A 22,743-nucleotide genomic window follows, 5' to 3' on the forward strand; every position below is an offset into this window, starting at 1 on the left:
ATGTCTTCACTCTCCGGTTCGACCGCGCAGCCAGGTCCGGCGCCCACCCTGTGTGGGCGTCCGGTCGCGGTCGACCGTGCATTGGTGATGGCGATCGTCAACCGCACTCCCGATTCCTTCTACGACCAGGGCGCGACGTTCTCGGATTCGGCAGCGATGGCCGCCGTCGACAGGGCCGTCGACGAGGGCGCCGATCTGGTGGACATCGGGGGAGTGAAAGCCGGGCCAGGTGACCTCGTCGACGCCGACGAAGAGGTCAGGCGGGTGGTTCCGTTTGTCGCCGCGATCAGAGCCAAGTACCCCGAGCTGATCATCAGCGTCGACACCTGGCGGAGCGGCGTCGCGCGGTTGGCACGCGGCGAAGGCGCCGACCTGATCAACGACACGTGGGCGGGTGCGGATCCCGACCTCGTTGTGGTTGCCGCCGAGACTGGTGCCGGCATCGTCTGCTCGCACACGGGTGGCGCGGTTCCGCGCACCCGCCCGCACCGTGTCCGCTACGACGACGTCGTCGCAGATGTGGTCACCGAGGTCGTGTCGGCGGCAGAACGCGCCCTGGCACTCGGAGTGCCGCGTGACGCGATTCTGATCGATCCCACTCACGATTTCGGTAAGAACACCTTCCACGGGCTCGAGTTGTTGCGAAAAGTGGACGTTCTTGTAAACACCGGGTGGCCAGTGCTGATGGCGCTGAGCAATAAGGACTTCATCGGGGAGACTCTTGGTGTGGAGCTTTCCGAGAGGTTGGAGGGAACATTGGCAGCGACAGCAATGGCCGCGGCTGGCGGCGCCCGGGTGTTCCGTGTTCACGAGGTGGCGTCCACCCGTCGAGTAATCGACATGGTGGCCGCGATCCAAGGACGCCGTGCCCCGGTACGTACGGTTCGAGGTCTGGCATGAGCATCACCGGTGCGGGCCCGACCCGCGTATGGGCAGAAGCCAACAGTTGGGACCATCCGAGTTGGACGGTCGCCGAACTCGAACGGGCGAAGGGTGGCCGAACCGTCTCGGTGGTGTTGCCCGCGCTCAACGAAGAGGACACCGTTGCTGCGGTGGTCGACACCATTCATCCGTTGCTCGGTGGTTTGGTCGACGAGTTGATCGTTCTCGATTCCGGTTCGACCGACCGTACCGCCGAGCGTGCTCGCGCGGCGGGGGCGACGGTGATCAGTCGTGAGAGCGCAGTCCCGTCCATCCCGCCGACCGCGGGCAAGGGTGAGGTGCTGTGGCGTTCGGTCGCCGCAACGACCGGCGATCTGATCGCATTCGTCGACTCCGATCTCATCAATCCCGATCCGGCGTTCGTGCCCAAACTGCTGGGGCCGCTGCTCACGGTGGACGGCATCCATCTGGTGAAGGGCTACTACCGCCGTCCGCTGCGCGTGAGCGGCACGGAGGACGCCAACGGCGGCGGACGAGTCACGGAATTGGTTGCGCGGCCCATGTTGGCTGCGCTGCGGCCCGAACTCACGTCGGTACTGCAACCATTGGGCGGTGAATACGCGGGCACCCGTGAGCTGCTGTCGGCTGTTCCGTTTGCGCCCGGCTACGGCGTCGAGATCGGCCTTCTGCTCGACACGTACGACACGTTGGGGCTGGCGGCGATCGGTCAGGTCAATCTCGGTGTGCGCAAGCATCGCAACCGGCCGCTCGCCGACCTCGGCGTGATGAGCCGGCAGATCATCGGAACGATGCTCCGGCGGTGCGGGATCGAGGATTCGGGTGCCGGGTTGACCCAATTCCTGGTCGACGGCGATTCTTTCGTGCCCGAGACCACTGAGGTTTCGCTACTCGATCGACCCCCGATGAATTCGATAGTGCGCACCGCGGGGGTCTGACCGCTCACACTCGGGTATGGGAGTATCGGTTCATGATGACGATCCTCCTGTACCTGATTGTCATGGCACTGGTCGGCGCGATGATCTTCCTCGCCGCCAGCGCTGTGTTCGGGCGCTCGGAAGAGCTGCCGCCGCTGCCTCCTGGCACGACGGCGACCGTACTCCCGGCAGAGGACGTCACCGGGGCGGATGTCGACGCTCTGCGTTTTCAGCAGGTGTTGCGTGGATACAAGGCGAGTGAAGTGGATTGGGCCCTGCATCGCCTCGGGTTGGAAATCGATTCTCTGCGTGCGCAACTGGGCCGTGACGAGAAGTCCGAGGTTCTGGTGAAGGCGGATGCTCCGGCCAAGGCCGAAGCAACGCAGGAGGCGCCTGAGACCGAATCCGAAGCGAAGGATTCCCAGGGCTGATGGCAGACGGACTGGTTCGGTGCGGCTGGGTGGTCGAGACGCCCGGTGACTCGCTGTACCGCGACTATCACGACGAGGAGTGGGGGCGTCCGCTGCACGGGCGCGACGAACTGTTCGAGCGGCTCGCCCTCGAAGCATTCCAATCGGGGCTTTCTTGGATCACGATTCTGCGCAAACGCGAGGCGTTCCGCGAAGCCTTCGACGGGTTCGATCCGGACAAGGTCGCAGCGTACGGAGTTGCGGATGTGGAGAGATTGCTCTCCGATGCCGCGATCGTCCGCAATCGCGCGAAGATCGAGGCGACGATTTCCAACGCCCGAGTGCTCGTGAATTCACCCGATCTGGACCTCGATTCGTTACTCTGGTCGTTCTCGCCGCCTCGACGCACCAGACGACTGACATCAATTGCAGAGGTTCCGGCGGTCACTCCCGAGTCGACTGCCATGGCTAAGGAACTCAAGCGACGCGGGTTCAAGTTTGTGGGTCCTACCACGGCTTATGCGCTCATGCAGGCTACCGGAATGGTCGACGATCACGTGGCTGATTGCTGGGTTCCGGCGCAGGTGTGACGGTCGACTGAACACCCCTAAATGTGACTCAGATTCCCGGTTCCTGCATCCATAGGGAACAATGGAGGGTACGAGCCTCGCTGATTGTTGGCGGGGCGCACCGTTAGTCGAGGCGCAGAGCAATGCAGCGCAGATCTGGAGGGAGCAGAGGATGGCGGCCATGAAGCCCCGGACCGGGGACGGTCCCCTCGAAGCAACCAAAGAGGGACGAGGAATCGTCATGCGGGTTCCACTCGAGGGTGGCGGACGCCTCGTCGTCGAGCTGACCCCGGATGAAGCTGCAGCGCTCGGTGTGGAACTCACGAACGTCACCAGCTAGTCGGGTCCAGGTTGTAGCAGTACGAACAACAGCACGTGATTGCACGCAGGCTCCGTATCCGTTTCGGTACGGGGCCTGAAGTGTGCGCACCGCCGGTAGCCGAAAGGACGGATCAATGCTTGCCGCCGTGGTCGATCTACTGTCCTGCCCGCAGTGCGCCGCAGAGCTGGAATTGGTGGACGGCGCCGCCGAGTGCGATCGCGGACATCGATTCGACGTCGCTCGCCAGGGTTACGTGAGCCTGATCAGTGGCGGTGCCACGAAGTTCACCGGCGACAGTGCCGAGATGATCGCCGCGCGTGCACGACTTCTCGGCGCCGGCCACTTCGGCCCGCTGATGGATGCCGTTTCCCGGGCCTGCGCGACGACGGCAGGGGCGGATCCTGCGCGGATCGTCGAAATCGGTGCAGGCACAGGACAATACCTCGCACACATCGTGGATTCGCTGCCTGATTCTCGGGCAATAGCCTTGGACGTGTCCAAGTTCGCGGCACGGCGAGCGGCGAAGATCCACGAAAGGATCGGCTCGATCGTCGCGGACGTCTGGCAACCACTTCCGATTCGAGACGGAGTGCTCTCCCACGTGCTCTGTGTGTTCGCTCCACGCAACGGTCCGCAGTCCCATCGAGTTCTCGCCGATGACGGCGTTCTGGTGGTCCTGACGCCCACCGACAGGCATCTGCGCGAGCTGATCGACATTCTCGAGATGGTCAAGGTCGACGATCGCAAGGTGGAACGTCTCGAATCGTCGATGGCCGGCTTGTTCGAGCGCGTGAGCAGCGACGAGGTCGAGTTCACGATGTCACTCTCACACCAGGACGTCCTCGACTTGGTGGGGATGGGACCGTCGGCGAGGCACCTGACGCCCGCCGATCTGGCTGCCGCCGTGGCGAAGCTGCCGCAGCCGAGCACCGTCACTGCGTCGGCGACGGTCTCGACCTATCGCAAGATCTGACGCGGATCAGCGTCTCGTGACGGCGTCCGCGTAGACCTCGAGCGTCTGCTTGGCGATTTCGGCCCAGGAGAACTCGTCGATAGCACGGATTCTGCCCGCACGACCCATCGCGTCGGCGCCTTCTCGGTCGGCGACAACGGCATTGACGGTGGCAGCGAGTGATTCCTCGAATGCGTTCGGCTCGTAGGCGTTGTAGTGCACGAGTCGTCCGGTGACGCCGTCGGCGACCACCTCGGGGATACCGCCGACATCGGAAGCGACCACGGCGGTCTCACACGCCATGGCTTCGAGATTGACGATTCCGAGGGGCTCGTACACCGAAGGGCAGACGAATACCGTTGCTGCCGAGAGTATTTCCCTGATCTGCTCGGTCGGGAGCATCTCGCGTACCCAGTAGACATTGCCCCGATGTCCGGCGAGTTCGGCCACTGCCTTCTCCGTTTCGGCGGCGATCTCCGGCGTATCGGGAGCGCCGGCGCACAGCACGAGCTGAATCTCCGGGTCGAAGTGGTGTGCTGCCGCGACGAGGTGCCCGACGCCCTTCTGCCTCGTGATCCGTCCGACAAAGGCCACGATGGGTTTTGCGGGGTCGACGCCGATCGACGCGAGTGCGGACGGCGCTCCCGGCGCAGATCCCCCGGGATGCCATACCTCGGTGTCGATTCCGTTGCGCACTACGTGAACGCGACTCGGATCGACGGCGGGGTACGCGTCGAGGACGTCGAGTCGCATACCTGAACTGACGGCGATGATCGCGTCTGCGTGCTCGACGGCGTTGCGTTCGGACCACGACGAGATCCGATAGCCGCCGCCTAGCTGTTCGGCCTTCCACGGGCGTCTGGGCTCGAGTGAGTGCGCGGTGAGGATGTGCGGCACGTCGTAGAGAGCCGACGCGAGATGCCCGGCCAGTCCGGTGTACCAGGTGTGGGAGTGGACGATGTCGACACCGGCCGCGGCGTCCGCCATCCGCAGCTCGGTGGAGAGCGTCGTCAAGGCTGGGTTGGATCCGGCGAGAGCGGGGTCGGGAGAGTGGACGATCGCGCCTTCGCGCGGGGCGCCCATGCAGTGCACGTCGACTTCGCACAACCGCTTCATCTGAGCGACGAGCTCGGTTACGTGTACTCCTGCGCCGCCGTAGATCTCCGGCGGGTATTCCTTGGTCATCATTGCGACTCGCACGCGCTAAACCTAACCGCCCGTGGTCGATCCGGCTACCGATCGCGTCATCCCCGACCGTTCGGAGGGGGACACGATCGGACCTCTCGGACTGCTTCGCTAGCGGGAGTTCACCAGTGCGGATAGGTTAGCGGTGTGAGAAGCCAGCCGCATGTGCTTGGAATCGTGCTCGCCGGGGGCGAGGGCAAACGCTTGTATCCGCTGACCGCGGACAGAGCGAAGCCCGCAGTGCCCTTCGGAGGTGCATATCGACTTATCGACTTCGTGTTGAGCAACCTTGTCAACGCGGGATATCTGCGTATTTGTGTGTTGACGCAATACAAGTCACATTCACTCGACCGTCACATTTCGCAGACGTGGCGATTGTCCGGGTTCGCGGGTGAGTACATCACTCCGGTCCCGGCCCAGCAGCGGCTCGGGCCGCGCTGGTACACCGGCAGCGCCGACGCAATCCTGCAGTCGCTCAATCTCGTTTACGACGAGGACCCCGAGTACATCGTGGTTTTCGGTGCCGACCACGTGTACCGGATGGATCCGGAACAGATGGTGCAGCACCACATCGAATCCGGGGCAGGCGTGACGGTCGCGGGTATTCGTGTACCGCGAAGTGAGGCTTTCGCTTTCGGCTGCATCGACAGTGACGAGTCCGGACGCATCACGCAGTTCCTGGAAAAGCCCGCCCATCCTCCCGGCACACCGGACGACCCAAATTCCACGTTCGCGTCCATGGGTAACTATGTGTTCACCACCAAGGTGCTCGTGGACGCCATCCGCGCTGATTCCGAGAACTCCGATTCCGACCACGACATGGGCGGAGACATCATTCCCGCCTTGGTCGCGGCGGGTGAGGCGTCGGTCTACGACTTCAAGGACAACGTCGTTCCCGGCGCTACCGATCGAGACCGCGGTTACTGGCGTGACGTCGGTACCCTGGACGCCTTCTACGACGCTCACATGGACCTCGTGTCGGTGCACCCGATTTTCAATCTCTACAACCGTCGCTGGCCCATCCGCGGCGCCACCGAGAATCTCGCGCCCGCCAAGTTCGTGAAGGGCGGACTCGCTCAGGAATCAGTGGTCGGTGCGGGGTCGATCCTGTCCGCGGCGACCGTGCGCAATTCGGTACTCAGTTCCAACGTGATGATCGAGGACGGTGCGACCGTCGAGGGCAGCGTGCTGATGCCGGGTGTGCGCATCGGCAAGGGCGCCGTCGTGCGGCGCGCGATCCTCGACAAGAACGTCGTGGTCGGTGACGGCGAAATCATCGGCGTCGATCTCGAACGTGACCGCGAACGATTTGCCGTCAGTCAGGGTGGCGTCGTCGCCATCGGTAAGGGCGTCTGGATCTAGAGCTTGCTCGCGCAGAGGAGGCCGTCGCCGAGGGGGAGGAGGACTCGAATGAGTCGCTCGTCCTCGGTCACGGCCTTTGCTGCTTCTCGGACCGCAACCGTTGTCGCGTCGCGAGCGGAGCTGTCGGCAACGCGGCCGTCGGCCAGGGCGTTGTGCAGAACGATGACACCGCCGGAGCGCAGCAGGCGGACACCTTCGCGGACGTAGTGGGGGTGGTCGATCGCGGCGCAGTCGACGAACACCAGGTCGTAGCCGCCGTCTGCGAGCCGGGGAAGTACGTCGAGAGCCCGTCCGTTGATCAGGCGAGTGCGTGCCGGAGCGATTCCGCTTTCGCGGAAGGTCAGCTTGGCCGCCCGCTGGTGTTCGGGTTCACTGTCGATCGTGGTGAGGACGCCGTCGTCGCGCATTCCGTGCAGAAGCCACAGGCTGCTCACGCCGGCTCCGGTACCCACCTCGACGGCCGTCTTCGCGTCGAGCATCCTCGCGAACATCGCGAGCGTCGCACCGACGGCGGGCGTCACCGGATGGGCTCCGAGATCCAGCGCTCGATCGCGCGCCGCGGTCAAAATCTCGTCCTCGGAAACTACGTCCTCGACGTGGCGGAGTATCTGTTCGGCGTGGGTCACGCTCATGAGGTTATCGGGCGGTTCGGATTGTCGCTGCAAGGCGCGCAGTCACCAGGATTCTCAGGAATCCCTCAGGCTCCTCATATGGCGTGCACACCGCGATGAGAAAAGGTGTATACATCGCCGGATCGAAGATCGCACGGCGGTATCGATTTTTACCAAGTTGGTCTTTCGCAGCTCGGTGATCGGGAACAAATCACAGCAACGGCTGGTTCTCCCGAATATCGCGCACTACGTGATTCGGACAACGCGGTGATCGAACTACGCGATCCCGAGCAGGAGGATCAACTTATTTACCAGGTCAACGACGAGCCTCGCCCTCGAGAGTCGGAAGTTTTGACGACGGAATCGGCTGTGGATTCCGAATTGATCGGCACTGCTGTGTTCGATGCAACTGGTGAGAAGTCCTCCATGCCGTCTTGGGACGAACTCGTGCGTCAGCACGGTGACCGGGTGTACCGCCTGGCCTACCGGTTGTCAGGCGATGCCCAGGACGCCGAGGACTTGACGCAGGACACATTCATTCGGGTGTTCCGCTCGCTCTCCGATTATCAGCCCGGAACTTTCGAGGGCTGGCTGCACCGCATCACCACAAACCTGTTCCTCGACATGGTTCGCCGACGCAACCGTATCCGTATGGAAGCGCTGCCCGAGGACTACGACCGCGTTCCCTCGCCCGGTCCGGACCCCGAGCAGATCTACCACGACGCGCGCCTCGACGCAGGTCTGCAGGCCGCACTTGACTCACTCGCACCTGAATTTCGCGCCGCTGTTGTGCTCTGTGACATCGAAGGTCTGTCGTACGAGGAAATCGGTGCCACACTGGGAGTGAAGCTCGGAACGGTTCGTAGCCGTATCCATCGTGGGCGACAGGCGATTCGTGATCATCTGGCAGCGCAGCGCGCAGCCGAATCCGAACTCGTCGGTTTCTGACGGTCGGGTTCGAGCTACAGAGCGGGACGTGGTCAATCACCTGGAGGGACGAATGACGGAGGCGCGGGCACATCGCCAGTTCGGTTCGACCGAACATCTGGCCAGCGAGGCAATCGCTGCCTACGTCGACGGAGAACTCCGAATGCAGGCCTACTTGCGGGCCTCGCATCACATCTCGATCTGCGCCGAGTGCGCTGCGGCCGTCGATGCTCAGCAGCAGGCACGTGGTGCGCTGCGTCGAAGCGGCGAGATGATGATGCCGTTGTCCCTGGTTGGACTTCTCAGTCAGATTCCCTCGTGCAACAGTCCGACCACCGGACCCAATTCGGAAAACGCCGACGGTTCCGTCGGCAATCAGCCCGCAGGCTTTTCCACCATCAGCAAGCGGTTGTCCCGTCGCTGGCGCAAATGACGCCGCGCGCCAGCTTCCCGGCACGGATCAGTGATACTGGACAACGTGACTGACGGAAAGAGGGGGCATTCCGGAGTGAGCTCGGATTCTTCGGCAAGCGGTTCGGCGGATCGACCGGCAGATGCGCCGGTGCTCGACCCCCGGCCGGTGTACCGACCTCAGATCGATCCGGCCTCGCGCCAGGTGTTCGGTCGACCGAGTGGAGTCGAGGGCTCGTTCACTCCGATTGCCACGCGATCGACCCCGTCTTCCGATGTCGTGATCGGGAATCCGGACCCAGTTCTGGCCGAAGCGTTCGGTCGACCCGCTGACGCCACCGAGTCGATCGGTCGCGATCCCGAGGCGTCGGCGAACAACACACCCGACGAAGAACCCCCGCGTGATCCGTGGCGCGATCCTGAATCCGAGGTTTCGCTGGGCAAGCCTGCAGAGTCCGAGGCGCCGGTGCAGTTGCCTCCCGCCCAGAAGCTCGACGTGCGTGAGCTGCTGTTCGGTCGCAAGGTCGCCCCCTCGGCACTGGCCGCGCTCGCGGGCATGGCACTTGTCATCGCTCTTGTCGGCGGCTTGCTCGCCACTGTCATCACCGCCGATCGCAGTTCACTCACCAGCTCACGTGTCACGCTCGTTCAATCCGGCGGCGGTGAACAGCCGGAGTCGCAGGTGGCGAAGGTCGCCGACGCAGTGTTGCCTTCCGTGGTGTCGATTCAGGTCGCCGTCGGTGACCAGGGCAGTACGGGTTCCGGTGTGGTCATCGACGGCGCCGGATACATCGTCACCAACAACCACGTGATCTCCTCGGCCGTACCGCCTGCTCAGGACGCGAAGATCCAGGTGATCTTCTCCGACGGAACCAAGACCGACGCCCAGATCGTCGGACGTGACGTCAAGACAGACCTCGCGGTGCTCAAGGTGTCGGCCAACAATCTGACGGTCGCTCAGCTCGGAAAATCCGAGGATGTTCAGGTCGGCGACGACGTCGTCGCCGTCGGCTCACCGCTCGGATTGAGCAAGACCGTCACCCGCGGGATCGTCAGTGCGCTGAACCGGCCTCTGCGTTTGTCGGGTGAAGGCACCGACACCAACGCCGTCATCGACGCCGTCCAGACCGATGCGGCGATCAACCACGGCAACTCGGGTGGTGCACTCGTCGACGACGAAGCCCGCGTCATCGGTATCAACACGGCCATGCTCAGCGAGTCCGGTGGTTCGGTCGGGCTCGGCTTCGCGATTCCGATCGATACGGTCACCGAGGTGGCGCAGACCATCATTCGCGACGGCAAGGTTCATCACCCCGACATCGGCGTGAATGCCCGCACCGCGGTCAACGACGCGACCAGCGGTGCTGCGGTGGCCAACGTCCGCGACGGCAGCCCAGCTCAACGTGCGGGGATCGTCGAGGGTGACGTCATCGTCAAGGTCGGTGACCGACCGGTGACGAGTGCCGACGAACTGGTGGTTGCGGTCAACGCGACGACCGTCGATCAGCCGGTCAACGTCCAGTTGATCCGCGACGGACGGCAGGTCGACATTTCGGTCACGCCGGTGTCCGACTGATCGGACCCTGCGATCTTCCTGTGAGGTTGATCCGGACATGCGCGCACCGAGCGAGCACACAGTAGGCTGACCCTGTGTTTGGCAACATCGGTTGGGGCGAGTTCATGATCCTCCTCGTAGCGGCTCTGGTCATCTTGGGACCTGAGCGGCTTCCTGGTGCGGTCTCCTGGGTCACGAAGTCCCTGAGGCAGGTGCGCGAATATGCTTCGGGCGCTTCCAATCAGCTCAAGGAAGAACTGGGCACCGATTTCGAGGATCTGCGTAAACCACTCGCAGATCTGAACAAGCTGCGCGGAATGACGCCGCGCGCTGTGATCACCCAGCACCTTCTCGACGGCGACGACTCCATCTTCACGGGCAACTTCGACAAGAAGCCGCAGAGCGGAGTGCAGGAGCCGAAGACGCTGTCGAAGGACAAGCCACTCACCGCGGGCGAACGTCCTCCTGTGGACTTCGACGCAACCTAGATTCGACATACGAAAGGGCGCCTGTCACCGATCGGTGACAGGCGCCCTTTCGCATGCGGGGTTCTACAAGTTGCGAACCGTATTGATACCGAGCGACATTCCGGCCAGACCGCGCTGACGGACGGCCAACTTGTCGGCGATGTCCTTGAGTGCGATGGCCGCGGGTGAATCGGGAGCGCTGAGGACGATCGGCGTCCCGGCGTCGCCTGCCTCGCGGACGGACGGGTCCAGCGGAATCTGTCCGAGAAGCGGAACCTTGGCGCCGACGGCCTTCGTGAGGCGATCGGAGACGGTCTGCCCGCCGCCTTCGCCGAAGACGTCCATGCGGGTGCCGTCGGGAAGTTCGAGCCACGACATGTTCTCGACGACGCCGGCGACGCGCTGGCGGGTCTGCAGGGCGATGGCGCCCGCTCGCTCGGCGACCTCGGCAGCGGCCTGCTGCGGTGTGGTGACGACCAGGATCTCGGCGCTCGGGATGAGCTGAGCCACCGAGATGGCGATGTCACCGGTGCCTGGCGGCAGATCGAGCAGCAGCACGTCCAGATCGCCCCAGAACACGTCGGCGAGGAACTGCTGGAGTGCGCGGTGAAGCATCGGTCCGCGCCAGACGACAGGAGTGTTGCCCTGGGTGAACTGCGCGATGGAGATCATCTTCACGTCGTGTGCAACCGGCGGCATGATCATGCGCTCGACCTGAGTGGGCTTGGCGTCGGTGCCGAGCATGCGGGGGATCGAGTGACCGTAGATATCCGCGTCGAGTACGCCGACAGACAGTCCGCGCGCGGCCATTGCTGCCGCGAGATTGACTGTCACACTGGACTTTCCGACGCCACCCTTGCCGGAGGCTACGGCGTAGACGCGGGTGAGTGAACCCGGCTGGGCGAACGGGATGACGGGTTCGGCGGAATCGCCGCGAAGCGACTTGCGGAGCTCGGTCCGCTGGGCGTCGTCCATGACGTCGAGTTCGACGCGGATCGCACCGACCCCGGCGACGTCGGCGACGGCCTTGGTGACGCGTTCGGTGATCTCGGTGCGCATCGGGCAACCGGCGGTCGTGAGATAGATGCCGATGTCGACGCTGTTGTCACTGGAGAGGGAGATCCCCTTGACCATCCCCAGCTCGGTGATGGGTTTGCGGATCTCTGGGTCCAGAACTCGCGCGAGCGCGGAGCGAACGTCGGACTCGGTCAGTACAGACATGACTCCATGGTAAGTCCAGGTAGGTCAGTGGATGCGCGGCAGGTCCGATGCGGCGGGCACGATGCCGGTGGAGTACCCGAGCGACCAGGCCAGAACATTGGCAACGTAGGCGGCCGAGTTGTTGTAGCGGTGGATCGCGGAGGCAACCTGGGTGACGTCCTGCATGTTGAGTCCGCCGTCGCACAGGTACTTGCCGGTGGTCAGTGCGGAGTCGAAAAGGTTCTGGGGGTCGGCGATTCCGTCACCGTTGCCGTCGCCGGCGTACTGGTTCCAGGTGGACGGGATGAACTGCATCGGGCCGACCGCGCGGTCGTAGACGGTGTCGCCGTCGAGGGCGCCGCCGTCGGTGTCCATAATGACGGCCTGGCCGGGAAGGCTGCCGTTGAGTGGCAGGCCGATCACGGGCTTGTAGAGGTTGCCGTTCGCGTCGGCGTCCTTGCCGTCGTTGGCGTGGCCGGATTCGACGCGGCCGATACCGGCCAGGAGTGTCCAGTGCATGTTGCAGTTGGGCTTCTCGACGGCGAGGATCCGCTCGGCGTTCTGGTATGCGGCGACGCTCACGCTCGGGATTCCGAGTGCGCCCTCGGCCATGGAGGCTGGGAGCGGGGGAGTCGCCTGCACGGGAGCCAACGGCGCGGGTTCCGGCGCGGGGGCGGGAGCGGGCTCGGCGATTGCTTCGACGGCGGGCAGAATCTGCGCTTGCGGTTCCTGCGTGGCTTGCGCGGCAGTGTCCACCGTTTCGGCGGAGCTGGTGTTGAAGAACGGAACCTTGGGAGCGGCGCCGGCCGTGTTGGCTGCGGTGACGAGTCCGATAGGGATGAGTCCGGTGAGCGCGATGACCGAATTTCGACGGATGTGCGAATCTGTCTTCTTGCTGTGCCGACCCACTGTGTATGCCTCCTGAACCTCCGCGAGGAGGTTTTCCGTTCAACTGACGGAGTCGAGGCTACCTGATTTGTTGCGTTTCCGTTATTCAACCGTGATCTAGAAGGGCAGTTTGGGGCATATGCACTGTTCTTTCGTGATTTTTTGGTTACAGAGCGGGCATGCCGGGCAGGCCCGGGAAGAACGGCGCGAATGCCGGAGCCGGGGCCGGGGCAGGTTCCGGTGCGGGGGCCGGTGCGGGTGACGGAGCGGGCTCAGGCGACGGGGCAGCCGGCGGCGAAGATTCCGCGGGCGCTGCGTCGGTGGTGGCGGGTGCCGTGGCGGCTACTGCCATTCCTGGGACCGTGCACGGCAGAAGGATGCCGTCCTGCAAGGCGTCGAGTGCTGCTGGATCCGGAAGGATCACGCACATGTCGTCGGGCCAGCGCCATCCCTCAGCCGTCAGAATCGGCCAGACGAGACCCCGTGAGGTGAGGACGGGGAGCGGGATGATCGGACCGGGAGTCGCGTTCCGGGCGGCGTTGGGTCCCGGAGTGGGGCTGGTCGGCGTTACTCCCGGCGGGATCAGTGCCTGGATCTCGGGTGAGAGCGCGGGCATGTCGGGCAGACCTGGGAAGAGAGGGGTGGTGGTCGGAGCCGGCGTCGTCGACGCAGATTCCTTGTCGCCTGCCGCCGGGTCGGTAGCTGCAGCAGCGGCGAGAACGGCCGAAGCGGCGGAGTCTGCCGAGGCGGCGGCGTTGATCGCCGAGCTGCCGGTGTTGATGCCGGTGGTGTACGGGAGCTGGCCGGAAGGAATGACACCGTTCTTGTATGCCGTCGACCACATGATCACGTTTGCCGCGTAGGCGGCCGAGTTGTTGTACCGCAGAACAGCTTTGGTCTCCTGGGCGACATCGCGCAGGTTGAGGCCGCCGCTGCAGAGGTACTTCGCTGCCGAGAGCGCCGCATCGAAGACGTTGTTGGGGTCCTTGATTCCGTCCCCGTTGCCGTCGCTGGCATAACCGGCCCAGGTGGCCGGAATGAACTGCATCGGCCCGACAGCGCGGTCGTGGGTCGGGTCTCCGTCGATCGCGCCCTTGTCGGTGTCCCGAATGACTTCGTTGCCTGCCAGCCGTCCGTCGAGGACAGGGCCGAGGATCGGGGTGACCGTCGTACCCACCGACGTCGTCTTGCCGCCGTTGGCGTGACCGGATTCGATGCGTCCGATGCCGGCCAGGAGATGCCAGGGGATGCCGCAACCTGGCGCCTCGGTCATCATCACCAGTTCTGCGGAGCGGTACGCGTTCAGAACGATCTCGGGGATGCCCAGAGAGGTGAGGACGACGGCCGCAGCGTTGGGCGCTGCCGGAGCGCCGGCGACCGTATCGCTGGGTGGGGCCGATCGTTGCGTTCGGACGGTGCGGGGCGTCGGGAGGAAGTCGACAGAGTCCGGCTGCGCAACGGAGGCGGAGCCTGCGAGGGCGATGGGGACCTGCGACCCGCCGGATGGTGCGCTTCCGGCCGTGAGGGCTGCTGGACCTGTTACGACAAGCAGTCCCCCCACCAGTGTGGATGCTGCAATCATTCCGCGTACTCGCACGATTCCCCTTTGCTGGTGCTCCCGCCTCGGAGTACCCACCGTGATAATCCATCCTGCTGTGACTTACGTTACATATCGGTCACGGTGCGTGCAGCAAAACTCAGCGAACGCTCAGCTAGTTGTGACTTTGTTTCGCAGTATTCGAGTCACGGTGCTTCTTCTTCGGGGTCGGTTCGCCGTCGGCGGCAAGGATCGACTTGATCTCCTCGAGCTCCCGCCGCAGGTAGTCGCGGGTGGCGACCTCGCCGACGGCGATGCGCAACGCTGCGAGTTCGCGAGCGAGGAATTCAGTGTCCGCTTTGGTTTGCTCGGCGCGTGAGCGGTCCTCCTCGAGCGAGACCCGGTCGCGATTCTCCTGACGATTCTGGGCCAGGAGGATCAGCGGCGCCGCGTAGGCAGCCTGGGTGGAGAAGGCGAGGTTGAGCAGGATGAACGGATACGGGTCCCACTGCAGAGCCACCGCGAACACGTTGATCAGGATCCAGACGATCACGATGATCGTCTGGATCGCGAGATAACGCCCGGTACCGAGGAAGCGGGCGATGCGTTCACTGACGCGTCCGACAGCTTCGACGTCGAAATCGAGATTGAACCGGCGGCTTCCGCGAGGCGTTTCCAGTCGTTGCCGTGCGGTCGTGCTCGACGCCCGTTCGCTCATCGGAGTAGTTCCTCGTCGTCGGAGTAATCCTCACGCCAGTCTTCCGGCAGGAGGTGATCGAGCACGTCGTCGACTGTCACGGCCCCGATCAGGTGGTTCTCGTCGTCCACGACCGGCCCGCACACCAAGTTGTAGGTCGCGAAGTATCGGGTGACCGACGCCAGCGAGTCGTCCGGCGCCAACCGGGGCATGTCGGTGTCGAGTATTCCGCCCACCAGGCTGGCGGGAGGCTCGCGGAGAAGCTTCTGCAAGTGGACGCAGCCGAGATACCGCCCGGTCGGAGTCGCCGTCGGCGGACGTACGACGAAGACCATGCTCGACAGCGCCGGGGTCACGTCGTAGTTGCGGGCGCGGGCAAGGGCCTCGGCGACGGTCGTCGAGGCCGTCAGTACCACCGGTTCGGGCGTCATCAGACCACCGGCAGTGTCCGGGGAGTGCTCGAGCAGGCGTCGAACAGGTTCGGAATCCTGCGGGTCCATCAACTGCAACAGTGATTCGGCTTCGGTCTCGGGCAGCTCGCCCAACAGGTCGGCGGCGTCGTCGGGATCCATCGCTTCGAGTAGATCGGCGGCACGTTCGACTTCCAGGTGCATCAGCAGATCGGTCTGGTCGTCCGCCGGCAGTTCCTGCACGACGTCGGCGAGGCGTTCGTCGTCGAGCGCCACGGCCAGTTCGTGGCGGCGCTTCTCCGGCAGTTCGCGCATGGCGTTGGCCACATCGGCGGGTCGCATCCCTTCGTACTGCAGAAGGAGGTGAGCTACGCCCTGGCCGGGGAGCGAGAGATCGCTCTGGGTGAGGCCGGCGACGTGCTGCCAGTCGACGATGTGAATCGCCGCGCGTCGACCGAGGCGTCCGCGATGGCCGCGAACCGCGACCTTCGAGACGACCCAGTCTCGCGTTCGCGTCGATTCGATCCCGAGGTCGACGACTATCGTGTCGACGCCGTGAAGTTCCTCGAGTTCCGGGTCGTCCACGCGCACATGCGAATCGAGTACCTGCGCCAGCGCGAGTACTTCACCCGGCCGCTGGTTGAAGCGCCGCAAACTGACGTTGCCCGTGGTCAGGGTGACCGCACTCGGCTCGATGGCTGTCACGCGGAGCATCGGAACGAAAATGCGTTTGCGCGTGAACATTTCGATCACCAGACCGAGAACCCGCGGTTGCTGGCGTCCGATACGGACCGTGATGACGACGTCGCGCACACGACCGATCGATTCGCCGTCCGGGCCGAGTACAACCAGGCCGGCAAGCCTGGCTGCAAATACCTTGCCTGCTGCTGCCATGATTGCAAGGCTAATTCGTCCAGCGTCAAAATCTGCAACGGCGCCACCGAAAATCGAGAAGGGCAGTCCGCAATGACTTCACGCAACCGTTCCCGTCGATCGGTATTGGCAGTTCCCGGCAGCAGTCGGAAGATGATCGACAAGGCGAAGGGATTGCCCGCCGACGAGATCTTCCTCGACCTCGAAGACGCGGTGGCGCCGTTGGCGAAGCAGGCGGCACGAGAGTCGATCGGCGACGCGCTGGCCGAGGACGGGTGGGGCAAACAGGTCAAGGTCGTCCGGGTCAACGACTGGACCACCGAATGGACGTATGCCGACGTAGTGGAGGTGGTCGGACGCGCCGGAGCGCATCTGGACGCCATTCTGCTGCCCAAGGTTCCCGACGCGAGTCACGTCCAGGCACTCGATTTGTTGTTGACGCAGGTCGAGAAGGCCAACGGTCTCGAGGTCGGCAAGATCGGAATCGAGCCGCAGATCGAGAACGCGATCGGCTTGACCAACATCGACGCGATCGCCACCGCGAGTCCCCGCGTCGAGGCACTCGTGTTCGGCCCGGCCGACTTCATGGCGAGCTTGAACATGCGAACTCTGGTCGTCGGTGAGCAACCGGACGGCTACGACCGCGGTGACGCGTATCACCACATCTTGATGACCATCTTGATGGCCGCACGTGCACACGGCGTCCAGGCGATCGACGGTCCGTACCTCCAGATTCGCGACGTCGAGGCTTTCACTCGGTCGGCGGCGCGGACGGCAGCGCTCGGCTTCGACGGCAAGTGGGTTCTGCATCCCACGCAGATCGAGGCGGCCAACGAGGTGTTCAGTCCGCGCCAATCCGATTACGACCGTGCAGAACTCATCTTGGACGCGTACGCGTTCCACACCTCGGCCGCCGGAGGAGGGCGGGGCGCCGTCATGCTCGGCGACGAGATGATCGACGAGGCGAGTCGCAAGATGGCACTGGTGATTTCGGCCAAGGGCCGCGCAGCGGGGATGACGCGCACGTCGGAATTCACGCCGCCCGAACACGCCTGACGCTCGCATAGCCGAACGAATCAGGTCTGTAAAGGGCACAATAGGGGTAGATGTACTTGCGTCGTCCGCGTGGATGACGTGCCCGAAAAGAGGAGCGCAGCCAGCCATGTCCAATCCGCTCGGTCAATCGTCGAATGGGTCGCGCCGTGGAGCGTTGCCGACACCGCCTTCGGGATGGCCCATCGGGTCGTACCCCACCTACGCCGAGGCGCAGCGCGCAGTCGATTACCTCTCCGATCAAGAATTCCCGGTTCAGGACGTCACGATCGTCGGCGTGAACCTGATGCAGGTCGAGCGAGTTCTCGGCCGGTTGACGTGGGCCAAGGTGATCGGTGGTGGCATCGTCTCCGGTGCCTGGCTGGGTGTCTTCTTCGGCCTGGTGCTCGGAATCGTCACCGGCGGGTTCCTCGCTCCGCTGATCGCGGGCATCGTGGGCGGCATCATCTTCGGTGTCATCTCCACGACCATCCCGTACGCCGCGACGCGTGGGCAGCGGGACTTCGCCTCGACGATGCAGTTGGTCGCCGGACGTTACGACGTACTGTGTGAGCCCAAGACGGCGGAGTCTGCGCGCGACCTGCTCGCCAAGCTCGCCATCTGACATTCTCGCTCGGGCTGCCAACTTGTGTGATCTCGGTTACTTTATGTACACGCGGGCGAGGTAGTACTCGCTTCCCGTGACCGTTTGCCGGACAAGGAAATAGGTCCCTTCTCCGGGAAAAGTGCCGATGTGTGGTGCGTCGGCCAGCCGAATCGACTGTGCCGTCTCGCCGCCCGAGGAGGACGGCTGTGCAGAACAAGAGATTGCAGGCGGGGCAGAAGAAGAAATTGAGGGTGGGGCTGCTCGGCGCGGCGACATTGTTGTTGGCGCCCTTGCTCAGTGCGTGTGGATCAGACAATGACGACGGCGTGGTGCTGTCCTTCTACACCGCCGCCGACGGCGCCGAGCAGTATGCGGAGGCCGCCGCCAATTGTTCGGCGGCGTCGAACGGCGCGTACCGGGTCGAGCAGAAAACGCTGCCCAAGGGTGCCGACGACCAGCGACTTCAGTTGGCTCGGCGTCTGACCGGTAATGACAAGTCGCTCGATCTGATGACGCTCGACGTGGTGTGGACTGCCGAATTCGCCGAAGCCGGATGGGCATTGCCGCTTCCTGACGACGTGGCGGCCGAGGTCAGCAACGGGACTCTCGAGGGTCCGCTGGAGTCGGCGAAGTGGCAGGACCAACTCTATGCGGCGCCATTGAACACCAACACCCAATTGCTCTGGTATCGAAAGGATTTGATGCCGGACGGGCAACCACCCCAAACCTGGGATCAGATGATCGACGTCTCCGAAGGCCTGGCCGCGGAGGGGCGCCCCAGCTGGATCGGTGTGCAGGGCAAGCAATACGAAGGATTGATGGTCTGGTTCAACACCCTTCTCGCCAGTGCCGGCGGATCGGTGGTGGGGCCGGACGGAACAACCGTGACGGTGGCCGACGGTGATGCTGCCCAGCAGGCGCTGACCGTCATGAAGCGCGTCGCTACCGCGAAGGGTGCGGATCCCTCGATCTCGCAGGGGGATGAAGCGTCGTCGCGATTGGGTATGGAGAGCGGCAAATCTGCCTTCCAGGTCAACTGGCCGTTCGTGCTGCCCGGCATCATGGAGAACGCCGAGAAGGGCGATCTGCCGTACATCGACGACAAGGGCAACGTCACCAGTGAGAACACCGGAAACACGGTGCTCACGGTGAACGGAGAACGGAATTTCCTTGCCGCTCCGTATCCCTCGGTGATCGAGGGTAAGCCGGCCGAGGTCACGATCGGTGGCTTCAACGTAGCGGTGGCCAAGACCAGCCAGCATCCGGACCTCGCGTTCGAGGCGCTCACCTGTCTGCGTAACGAGGAGAATCAGCGCAACAATGCGGTAGCCGGTGGCGTTCCGCCGACTCTCGAGAGCCTGTACGACGACCCGGCGTTCCAGGAGGCGTACCCGGCGTGGCGTGAGGTTCGCGACAGCCTGGACACCGCTTCGGTTCGTCCGGTTTCTCCTGCCTATCAGAGTATTTCGACGCTCATCACTGCCACGCTGAACCCTGTAGGAAACATCGATCCGGAATCGACCGTGAACGATCTTGCCGAGCAGGTACGCAAGGCAGTCAATTCCGAGGGGCTGATTCCGTGACGATCGACAGCGAAAATTCGGGAGCTGCACCAACAGTCGCGACGCCCTCGCCGGAGCCGAAGCACTCCGCGAAGTCGAAGATGTCGGACGGAAAGGCGGCCGAGCGTCGCCTCGGTCTCTGGCTGGTGGCCCCGGCCGCGATTCTCATGATCGCGGTGACCGCATATCCGGTGGTCTACGCCGTTTGGCTGAGTTTGCAGCGCTACGACCTGCGCTTCCCGGATCAACGAAAGTTCGTGTGGTTCGACAACTACGTGTCGGTGCTGACCGACGGTTACTGGTGGCAAGCGTTCGCGGTGACGACGTCGATCACTGTCGTCTCGGTCGTCATCGAGTTCGTTCTCGGACTGACCATCGCACTGGTGATGCACCGAACGATCGTGGGCAAGGGGCTCGTCCGCACCGTTGTGCTCATCCCGTACGGCATCGTCACCGTCGCGGCGGCATACAGCTGGTACTACGCGTGGACGCCGGGGACCGGCTACCTCGCCAATCTCCTGCCCGACGGCAGTGCGCCGCTCACCGACCAGATCCCGTCGCTCGCGATCATCGTCCTTGCCGAGGTCTGGAAGACGACGCCGTTCATGGCGCTGCTCCTGCTGGCCGGCTTGGCGCTCGTGCCCGATGACCTTCTCAAGGCGGCTCAGGTGGACGGCGCCGGCGCGTGGACCCGGTTGGTACGCATCATCCTTCCGCTGATGAAGCCCGCCATCCTCGTCGCTCTGCTGTTCCGCACACTCGACGCGTTCCGCATCTTCGACAACATCTACGTGCTGACGAAGGGAGCGAACGACACCGGGTCGGTGTCGATTCTGGGTTACGACAATCTGTTCAAAGCGTTCAACCTGGGCATCGGATCCGCGATCAGCGTGCTGATCTTCGTGTGTGTGGCCGTGATCGCGTTCATCTTCATCAAACTTTTCGGTGCTTCGGCTCCCGGATCCGATACGGAAGGACGCTGACATGACCGTGACTCCCAGACTCAAGATCAGCTGGTCCGTCGTCAACCTTCTGGTCTTGCTGTACGCGCTGGTTCCCGTCCTGTGGATCGCCAGCCTGTCCTTCAAACCGGCCGGAACGATCAAGGACGGCAAGTTCATTCCGGAGAAGTGGACCCTGGACAACTACCGAGGAATCTTCGACACCAGCGCCTTCACCAGTGCTCTGATCAACTCCATCGGTATCGGACTCATCTCGACGGTCATCGCCGTGGTGATCGGGACCATGGCGGCGTACGCCATTGCGCGCCTGGATTTTCCGGGCAAGAAGCTGCTGGTGGGTGTTGCACTGCTGATCGCGATGTTCCCGCAGATTTCATTGGTGAGCCCGCTGTTCGACATTGAACGACGGCTCGGACTCTTCGACACCTGGGCCGGACTCATCTTGCCGTACATCACCTTTGCGTTGCCGTTGGCGATCTATACGCTCTCGGCGTTCTTCAAAGAGATTCCGTGGGAACTCGAGAAGGCGGCTCAGATGGACGGCGCGACGCCGGGTCAGGCGTTCCGGAAGGTGGTGGCTCCACTGGCCGCGCCCGGTATCGTCACTGCGGGCATCTTGGTTTTCATCTTCTGCTGGAACGATCTGTTGTTCGCGATCTCGTTGACGTCGACCGAACGCTCCATCACCGCCCCTGCGGCCATCGCGAACTTCACCGGCGCTTCACAATTCGAGGAGCCCACCGGGTCGATCGCCGCGGCCGCCATGGTCATCACCATTCCGATCATCATCTTTGTTCTGTTCTTCCAACGTCGTATCGTGGCCGGGCTTACTTCCGGCGCAGTGAAGGGATAAGCCTGTGGCCGAGATCGTGCTGGACAAGGTGACCAAGCTGTACCCGGACGGAGCCAAGGCGGTCAGTGATGTCGACATCACCATCGCCGACGGAGAATTCATCATTCTCGTGGGCCCGTCCGGTTGTGGAAAATCCACGACCCTCAACATGATTGCCGGGCTGGAAGACATTTCGACCGGCGAGCTGAGGATTGCGGGTGAACGCGTCAACGAACGCGCCCCCAAGGACCGCGACATCGCGATGGTGTTCCAGTCGTATGCTCTGTATCCGCACATGACGGTGCGCCAGAACATCGCGTTCCCACTGACATTGGCGAAGATGTCCAAGGACGAGATCAACGCCAAGGTCGACGACGCGGCGCGGGTGCTCGACCTCACCCAGCATCTCGATCGCAAACCGGCGAACCTGTCGGGCGGTCAGCGTCAGCGTGTCGCGATGGGACGCGCAATCGTGCGCAGCCCGAAGGCGTTTCTCATGGACGAGCCGCTTTCCAACCTGGACGCCAAACTGCGCGTGCAGATGAGGACGGAGATCGCCCGACTGCAGCAGCGACTCGGTACGACAACGATTTACGTGACCCACGACCAGACCGAGGCGATGACGCTCGGCGATCGGGTAGTCGTGCTGCGCGGCGGGATCGTGCAACAGATCGGTGCGCCGCAGGAACTCTACGATCGTCCGAACAATCTGTTCGTGGCGGGGTTCATCGGGTCCCCGTCCATGAACTTCTTCCCCGGACAGTTGACGGCCGACGGTGTGAGCACGCCGATCGGCGATGTTCGCCTGCCCGCGGCGGCGCAGTCGAAGATCTCGAGCAGCGGCTCGGGCAAGGACGTGGTGGTCGGAATCAGGCCGGAACATTTCGAGGACGTGGCGCTGGTCGATGCAGCGCAGAAGCCACACGGTGGGACGTTCACCGTCGACGTCGACGTGCTGGAATCGATGGGTTCCGACAAGTACGCGTATTTCCTCGCTGGTGGCCCCGCCGTCAATTCTCGTGAACTCGAGGAACTCGCCGCCGATTCGGGAACGGCCGTCGCTGGTGGCGGTCAACTGGTTGCCAGGCTCTCGTCCGAGTCCACGGTGGCCCAGGGCAGGTCTATCGATCTGTGGTTCGATCCCGCCAAGATCGCAGTGTTCGACGGCGGTACGGGAGCCAATCTGCTGCTGTGACCGTTACCCGGGCAACGTGACCGAATACGTCGCGCCCCAGGGGAGCGGTACCTGTTCGGGGCCGGGCGCAGCGTCGGCCGGCTCGGGTAGGGGGACCAGGCGGCCGAATTGTTCGTGATGGGTGGAGGCCGGGGCGGCTTGCGCTGTCCCGGCCACCACGGCGATCGGCGCCGCTGCCAGGGCGCCGGCGACGGCAAATCGAGTGGCGATGCGGCGCTTGCTTGCTCGGGTCGAGATCATGAGCACTCCTGCGTGGTTTCGAGGTTCGGTGAATGCTGTGCCATTCACGGTATTGCGGGTTGATTGTGAAATCTCGTGTGCGAAGCTCATTCACAGGGAACTGGGATGGGCGGCACAGGA

The 22,743-nt window shown here is 63.8% G+C and carries 25 protein-coding genes; 17 read left to right on the forward strand and 8 right to left on the reverse strand.

Features of this window, described 5'->3' with window-relative positions:
- The 6 genes from folP (at position 1) to ACKAMS_RS24985 (ending at position 4,091) form a co-directional block, all read left to right on the forward strand.
- A complete protein-coding gene (folP, locus tag ACKAMS_RS24960) occupies positions 1-900 on the forward strand; it encodes a dihydropteroate synthase (RefSeq protein ID WP_408989730.1) in 900 nt (299 codons plus the stop codon).
- Positions 897-1,838 (forward strand): glucosyl-3-phosphoglycerate synthase, encoded by a 942-nt coding sequence (locus ACKAMS_RS24965; protein WP_019749363.1) that lies wholly within the window; start codon positions 897-899, stop codon positions 1,836-1,838. The genes folP and ACKAMS_RS24965 overlap by 4 nt, the downstream gene beginning before the upstream one ends.
- Positions 1,839-1,870: 32 nt before the next feature.
- Complete coding sequence (locus ACKAMS_RS24970; RefSeq protein ID WP_019749362.1) at positions 1,871-2,248, forward strand: DivIVA domain-containing protein; 378 nt, start codon at positions 1,871-1,873, stop codon at positions 2,246-2,248.
- Positions 2,248-2,817: a DNA-3-methyladenine glycosylase I gene (locus ACKAMS_RS24975; RefSeq protein ID WP_019749361.1), complete on the forward strand. Its 570-nt coding sequence runs from the start codon at positions 2,248-2,250 to the stop codon at positions 2,815-2,817. The genes ACKAMS_RS24970 and ACKAMS_RS24975 overlap by 1 nt, the downstream gene beginning before the upstream one ends.
- A 151-nt stretch (positions 2,818-2,968) precedes the next feature.
- Positions 2,969-3,136 carry a DUF3117 domain-containing protein gene (locus ACKAMS_RS24980; protein WP_003945169.1) on the forward strand — a complete coding sequence of 56 codons (168 nt, stop codon included), beginning with the start codon at positions 2,969-2,971 and terminating at the stop codon, positions 3,134-3,136.
- A 115-nt stretch (positions 3,137-3,251) separates the two neighbouring features.
- A complete protein-coding gene (locus tag ACKAMS_RS24985; RefSeq protein WP_408989731.1) occupies positions 3,252-4,091 on the forward strand; it encodes a putative RNA methyltransferase in 840 nt (279 codons plus the stop codon).
- Positions 4,092-4,097: 6 nt separating this feature from the next.
- Here the strand turns inward: ACKAMS_RS24985 and glgA are convergent, their stop codons facing one another.
- The gene (gene glgA, locus ACKAMS_RS24990; protein WP_019749359.1) at positions 4,098-5,270 is read right to left on the reverse strand and encodes a glycogen synthase; all 1,173 of its coding nucleotides are present in this window, start codon (positions 5,268-5,270) and stop codon (positions 4,098-4,100) included.
- A 132-nt stretch (positions 5,271-5,402) separates the two neighbouring features.
- Here glgA and glgC point away from each other — a divergent pair, with 132 nt between their 5' ends.
- Entirely contained in the window at positions 5,403-6,617 is a 1,215-nt protein-coding gene (glgC, locus tag ACKAMS_RS24995; protein ID WP_003945185.1) for a glucose-1-phosphate adenylyltransferase, read from the forward strand.
- Here the strand turns inward: glgC and ACKAMS_RS25000 are convergent.
- On the reverse strand, positions 6,614-7,249 hold the full coding sequence (locus ACKAMS_RS25000) for an O-methyltransferase (protein WP_007736091.1): 636 nt from the start codon (positions 7,247-7,249) through the stop codon (positions 6,614-6,616). The two genes, glgC and ACKAMS_RS25000, sit on opposite strands and share 4 nt — an antisense overlap.
- A 330-nt stretch (positions 7,250-7,579) precedes the next feature.
- Here ACKAMS_RS25000 and sigE point away from each other — a divergent pair, with 330 nt between their 5' ends.
- From sigE to tatB, 4 genes are all read left to right on the forward strand, one after another.
- Positions 7,580-8,176, forward strand: a complete 597-nt coding sequence (gene sigE, locus ACKAMS_RS25005; protein ID WP_029255812.1) for an RNA polymerase sigma factor SigE — start codon at positions 7,580-7,582, stop codon at positions 8,174-8,176.
- A 52-nt stretch (positions 8,177-8,228) separates the two neighbouring features.
- Positions 8,229-8,588 (forward strand): RNA polymerase subunit sigma-70, encoded by a 360-nt coding sequence (locus tag ACKAMS_RS25010; RefSeq protein ID WP_408989732.1) that lies wholly within the window; start codon positions 8,229-8,231, stop codon positions 8,586-8,588.
- Between the two features lie 75 nt (positions 8,589-8,663).
- Entirely contained in the window at positions 8,664-10,142 is a 1,479-nt protein-coding gene (locus ACKAMS_RS25015) for a S1C family serine protease (protein WP_047889716.1), read from the forward strand.
- A gap of 74 nt (positions 10,143-10,216) precedes the next feature.
- Positions 10,217-10,609 (forward strand): Sec-independent protein translocase protein TatB, encoded by a 393-nt coding sequence (gene tatB / locus ACKAMS_RS25020; RefSeq protein WP_003945177.1) that lies wholly within the window; start codon positions 10,217-10,219, stop codon positions 10,607-10,609.
- A gap of 63 nt (positions 10,610-10,672) precedes the next feature.
- Here the strand turns inward: tatB and ACKAMS_RS25025 are convergent, their stop codons facing one another.
- The 5 genes from ACKAMS_RS25025 to ACKAMS_RS25045 form a co-directional block, all read right to left on the reverse strand.
- Positions 10,673-11,809 carry an Mrp/NBP35 family ATP-binding protein gene (locus ACKAMS_RS25025; RefSeq protein ID WP_003945178.1) on the reverse strand — a complete coding sequence of 379 codons (1,137 nt, stop codon included), beginning with the start codon at positions 11,807-11,809 and terminating at the stop codon, positions 10,673-10,675.
- A 24-nt stretch (positions 11,810-11,833) separates the two neighbouring features.
- On the reverse strand, positions 11,834-12,697 hold the full coding sequence (locus tag ACKAMS_RS25030) for a lytic transglycosylase domain-containing protein (RefSeq protein WP_003945171.1): 864 nt from the start codon (positions 12,695-12,697) through the stop codon (positions 11,834-11,836).
- A gap of 145 nt (positions 12,698-12,842) precedes the next feature.
- Positions 12,843-14,273, reverse strand: coding sequence for a lytic transglycosylase domain-containing protein (locus tag ACKAMS_RS25035; RefSeq protein WP_408989733.1), 1,431 nt, complete (start codon positions 14,271-14,273; stop codon positions 12,843-12,845).
- Positions 14,274-14,388: 115 nt separating this feature from the next.
- A complete protein-coding gene (locus tag ACKAMS_RS25040) occupies positions 14,389-14,931 on the reverse strand; it encodes a DUF1003 domain-containing protein (protein ID WP_003945067.1) in 543 nt (180 codons plus the stop codon).
- Positions 14,928-16,214: a magnesium transporter MgtE N-terminal domain-containing protein gene (locus ACKAMS_RS25045; protein WP_019749352.1), complete on the reverse strand. Its 1,287-nt coding sequence runs from the start codon at positions 16,212-16,214 to the stop codon at positions 14,928-14,930. Before ACKAMS_RS25045 ends, ACKAMS_RS25040 begins: the two co-directional genes overlap by 4 nt.
- A gap of 72 nt (positions 16,215-16,286) precedes the next feature.
- On the opposite strand from ACKAMS_RS25045, the gene ACKAMS_RS25050 reads away from it, so the two are divergent.
- The 6 genes from ACKAMS_RS25050 to ACKAMS_RS25075 all read left to right on the forward strand — a co-directional run bounded on the left by ACKAMS_RS25050 (position 16,287) and on the right by ACKAMS_RS25075 (position 22,383).
- Positions 16,287-17,249 carry a CoA ester lyase gene (locus ACKAMS_RS25050; RefSeq protein WP_020908461.1) on the forward strand — a complete coding sequence of 321 codons (963 nt, stop codon included), beginning with the start codon at positions 16,287-16,289 and terminating at the stop codon, positions 17,247-17,249.
- A gap of 106 nt (positions 17,250-17,355) precedes the next feature.
- Positions 17,356-17,850, forward strand: a complete 495-nt coding sequence (locus ACKAMS_RS25055) for a general stress protein (protein ID WP_003945065.1) — start codon at positions 17,356-17,358, stop codon at positions 17,848-17,850.
- Positions 17,851-18,077: 227 nt separating this feature from the next.
- Positions 18,078-19,415 (forward strand): ABC transporter substrate-binding protein, encoded by a 1,338-nt coding sequence (locus ACKAMS_RS25060; RefSeq protein WP_070797636.1) that lies wholly within the window; start codon positions 18,078-18,080, stop codon positions 19,413-19,415.
- Positions 19,416-19,495: 80 nt separating this feature from the next.
- Positions 19,496-20,377 (forward strand): carbohydrate ABC transporter permease, encoded by an 882-nt coding sequence (locus tag ACKAMS_RS25065; protein ID WP_044480569.1) that lies wholly within the window; start codon positions 19,496-19,498, stop codon positions 20,375-20,377.
- A gap of 1 nt (position 20,378) precedes the next feature.
- Positions 20,379-21,209 (forward strand): carbohydrate ABC transporter permease, encoded by an 831-nt coding sequence (locus ACKAMS_RS25070; RefSeq protein WP_019749348.1) that lies wholly within the window; start codon positions 20,379-20,381, stop codon positions 21,207-21,209.
- Between the two features lie 4 nt (positions 21,210-21,213).
- Complete coding sequence (locus ACKAMS_RS25075; RefSeq protein WP_397510350.1) at positions 21,214-22,383, forward strand: ABC transporter ATP-binding protein; 1,170 nt, start codon at positions 21,214-21,216, stop codon at positions 22,381-22,383.
- A 3-nt stretch (positions 22,384-22,386) separates the two neighbouring features.
- Here the strand turns inward: ACKAMS_RS25075 and ACKAMS_RS25080 are convergent, their stop codons facing one another.
- Positions 22,387-22,623: a hypothetical protein gene (locus tag ACKAMS_RS25080; RefSeq protein ID WP_007736112.1), complete on the reverse strand. Its 237-nt coding sequence runs from the start codon at positions 22,621-22,623 to the stop codon at positions 22,387-22,389.
- Between the last annotated feature and the right edge of the window lie 120 nt (positions 22,624-22,743).

This window comes from Rhodococcus sp. 5A-K4 (assembly GCF_046097995.1).
GTDB classification, from domain to species: domain Bacteria; phylum Actinomycetota; class Actinomycetes; order Mycobacteriales; family Mycobacteriaceae; genus Rhodococcus_F; species Rhodococcus_F erythropolis.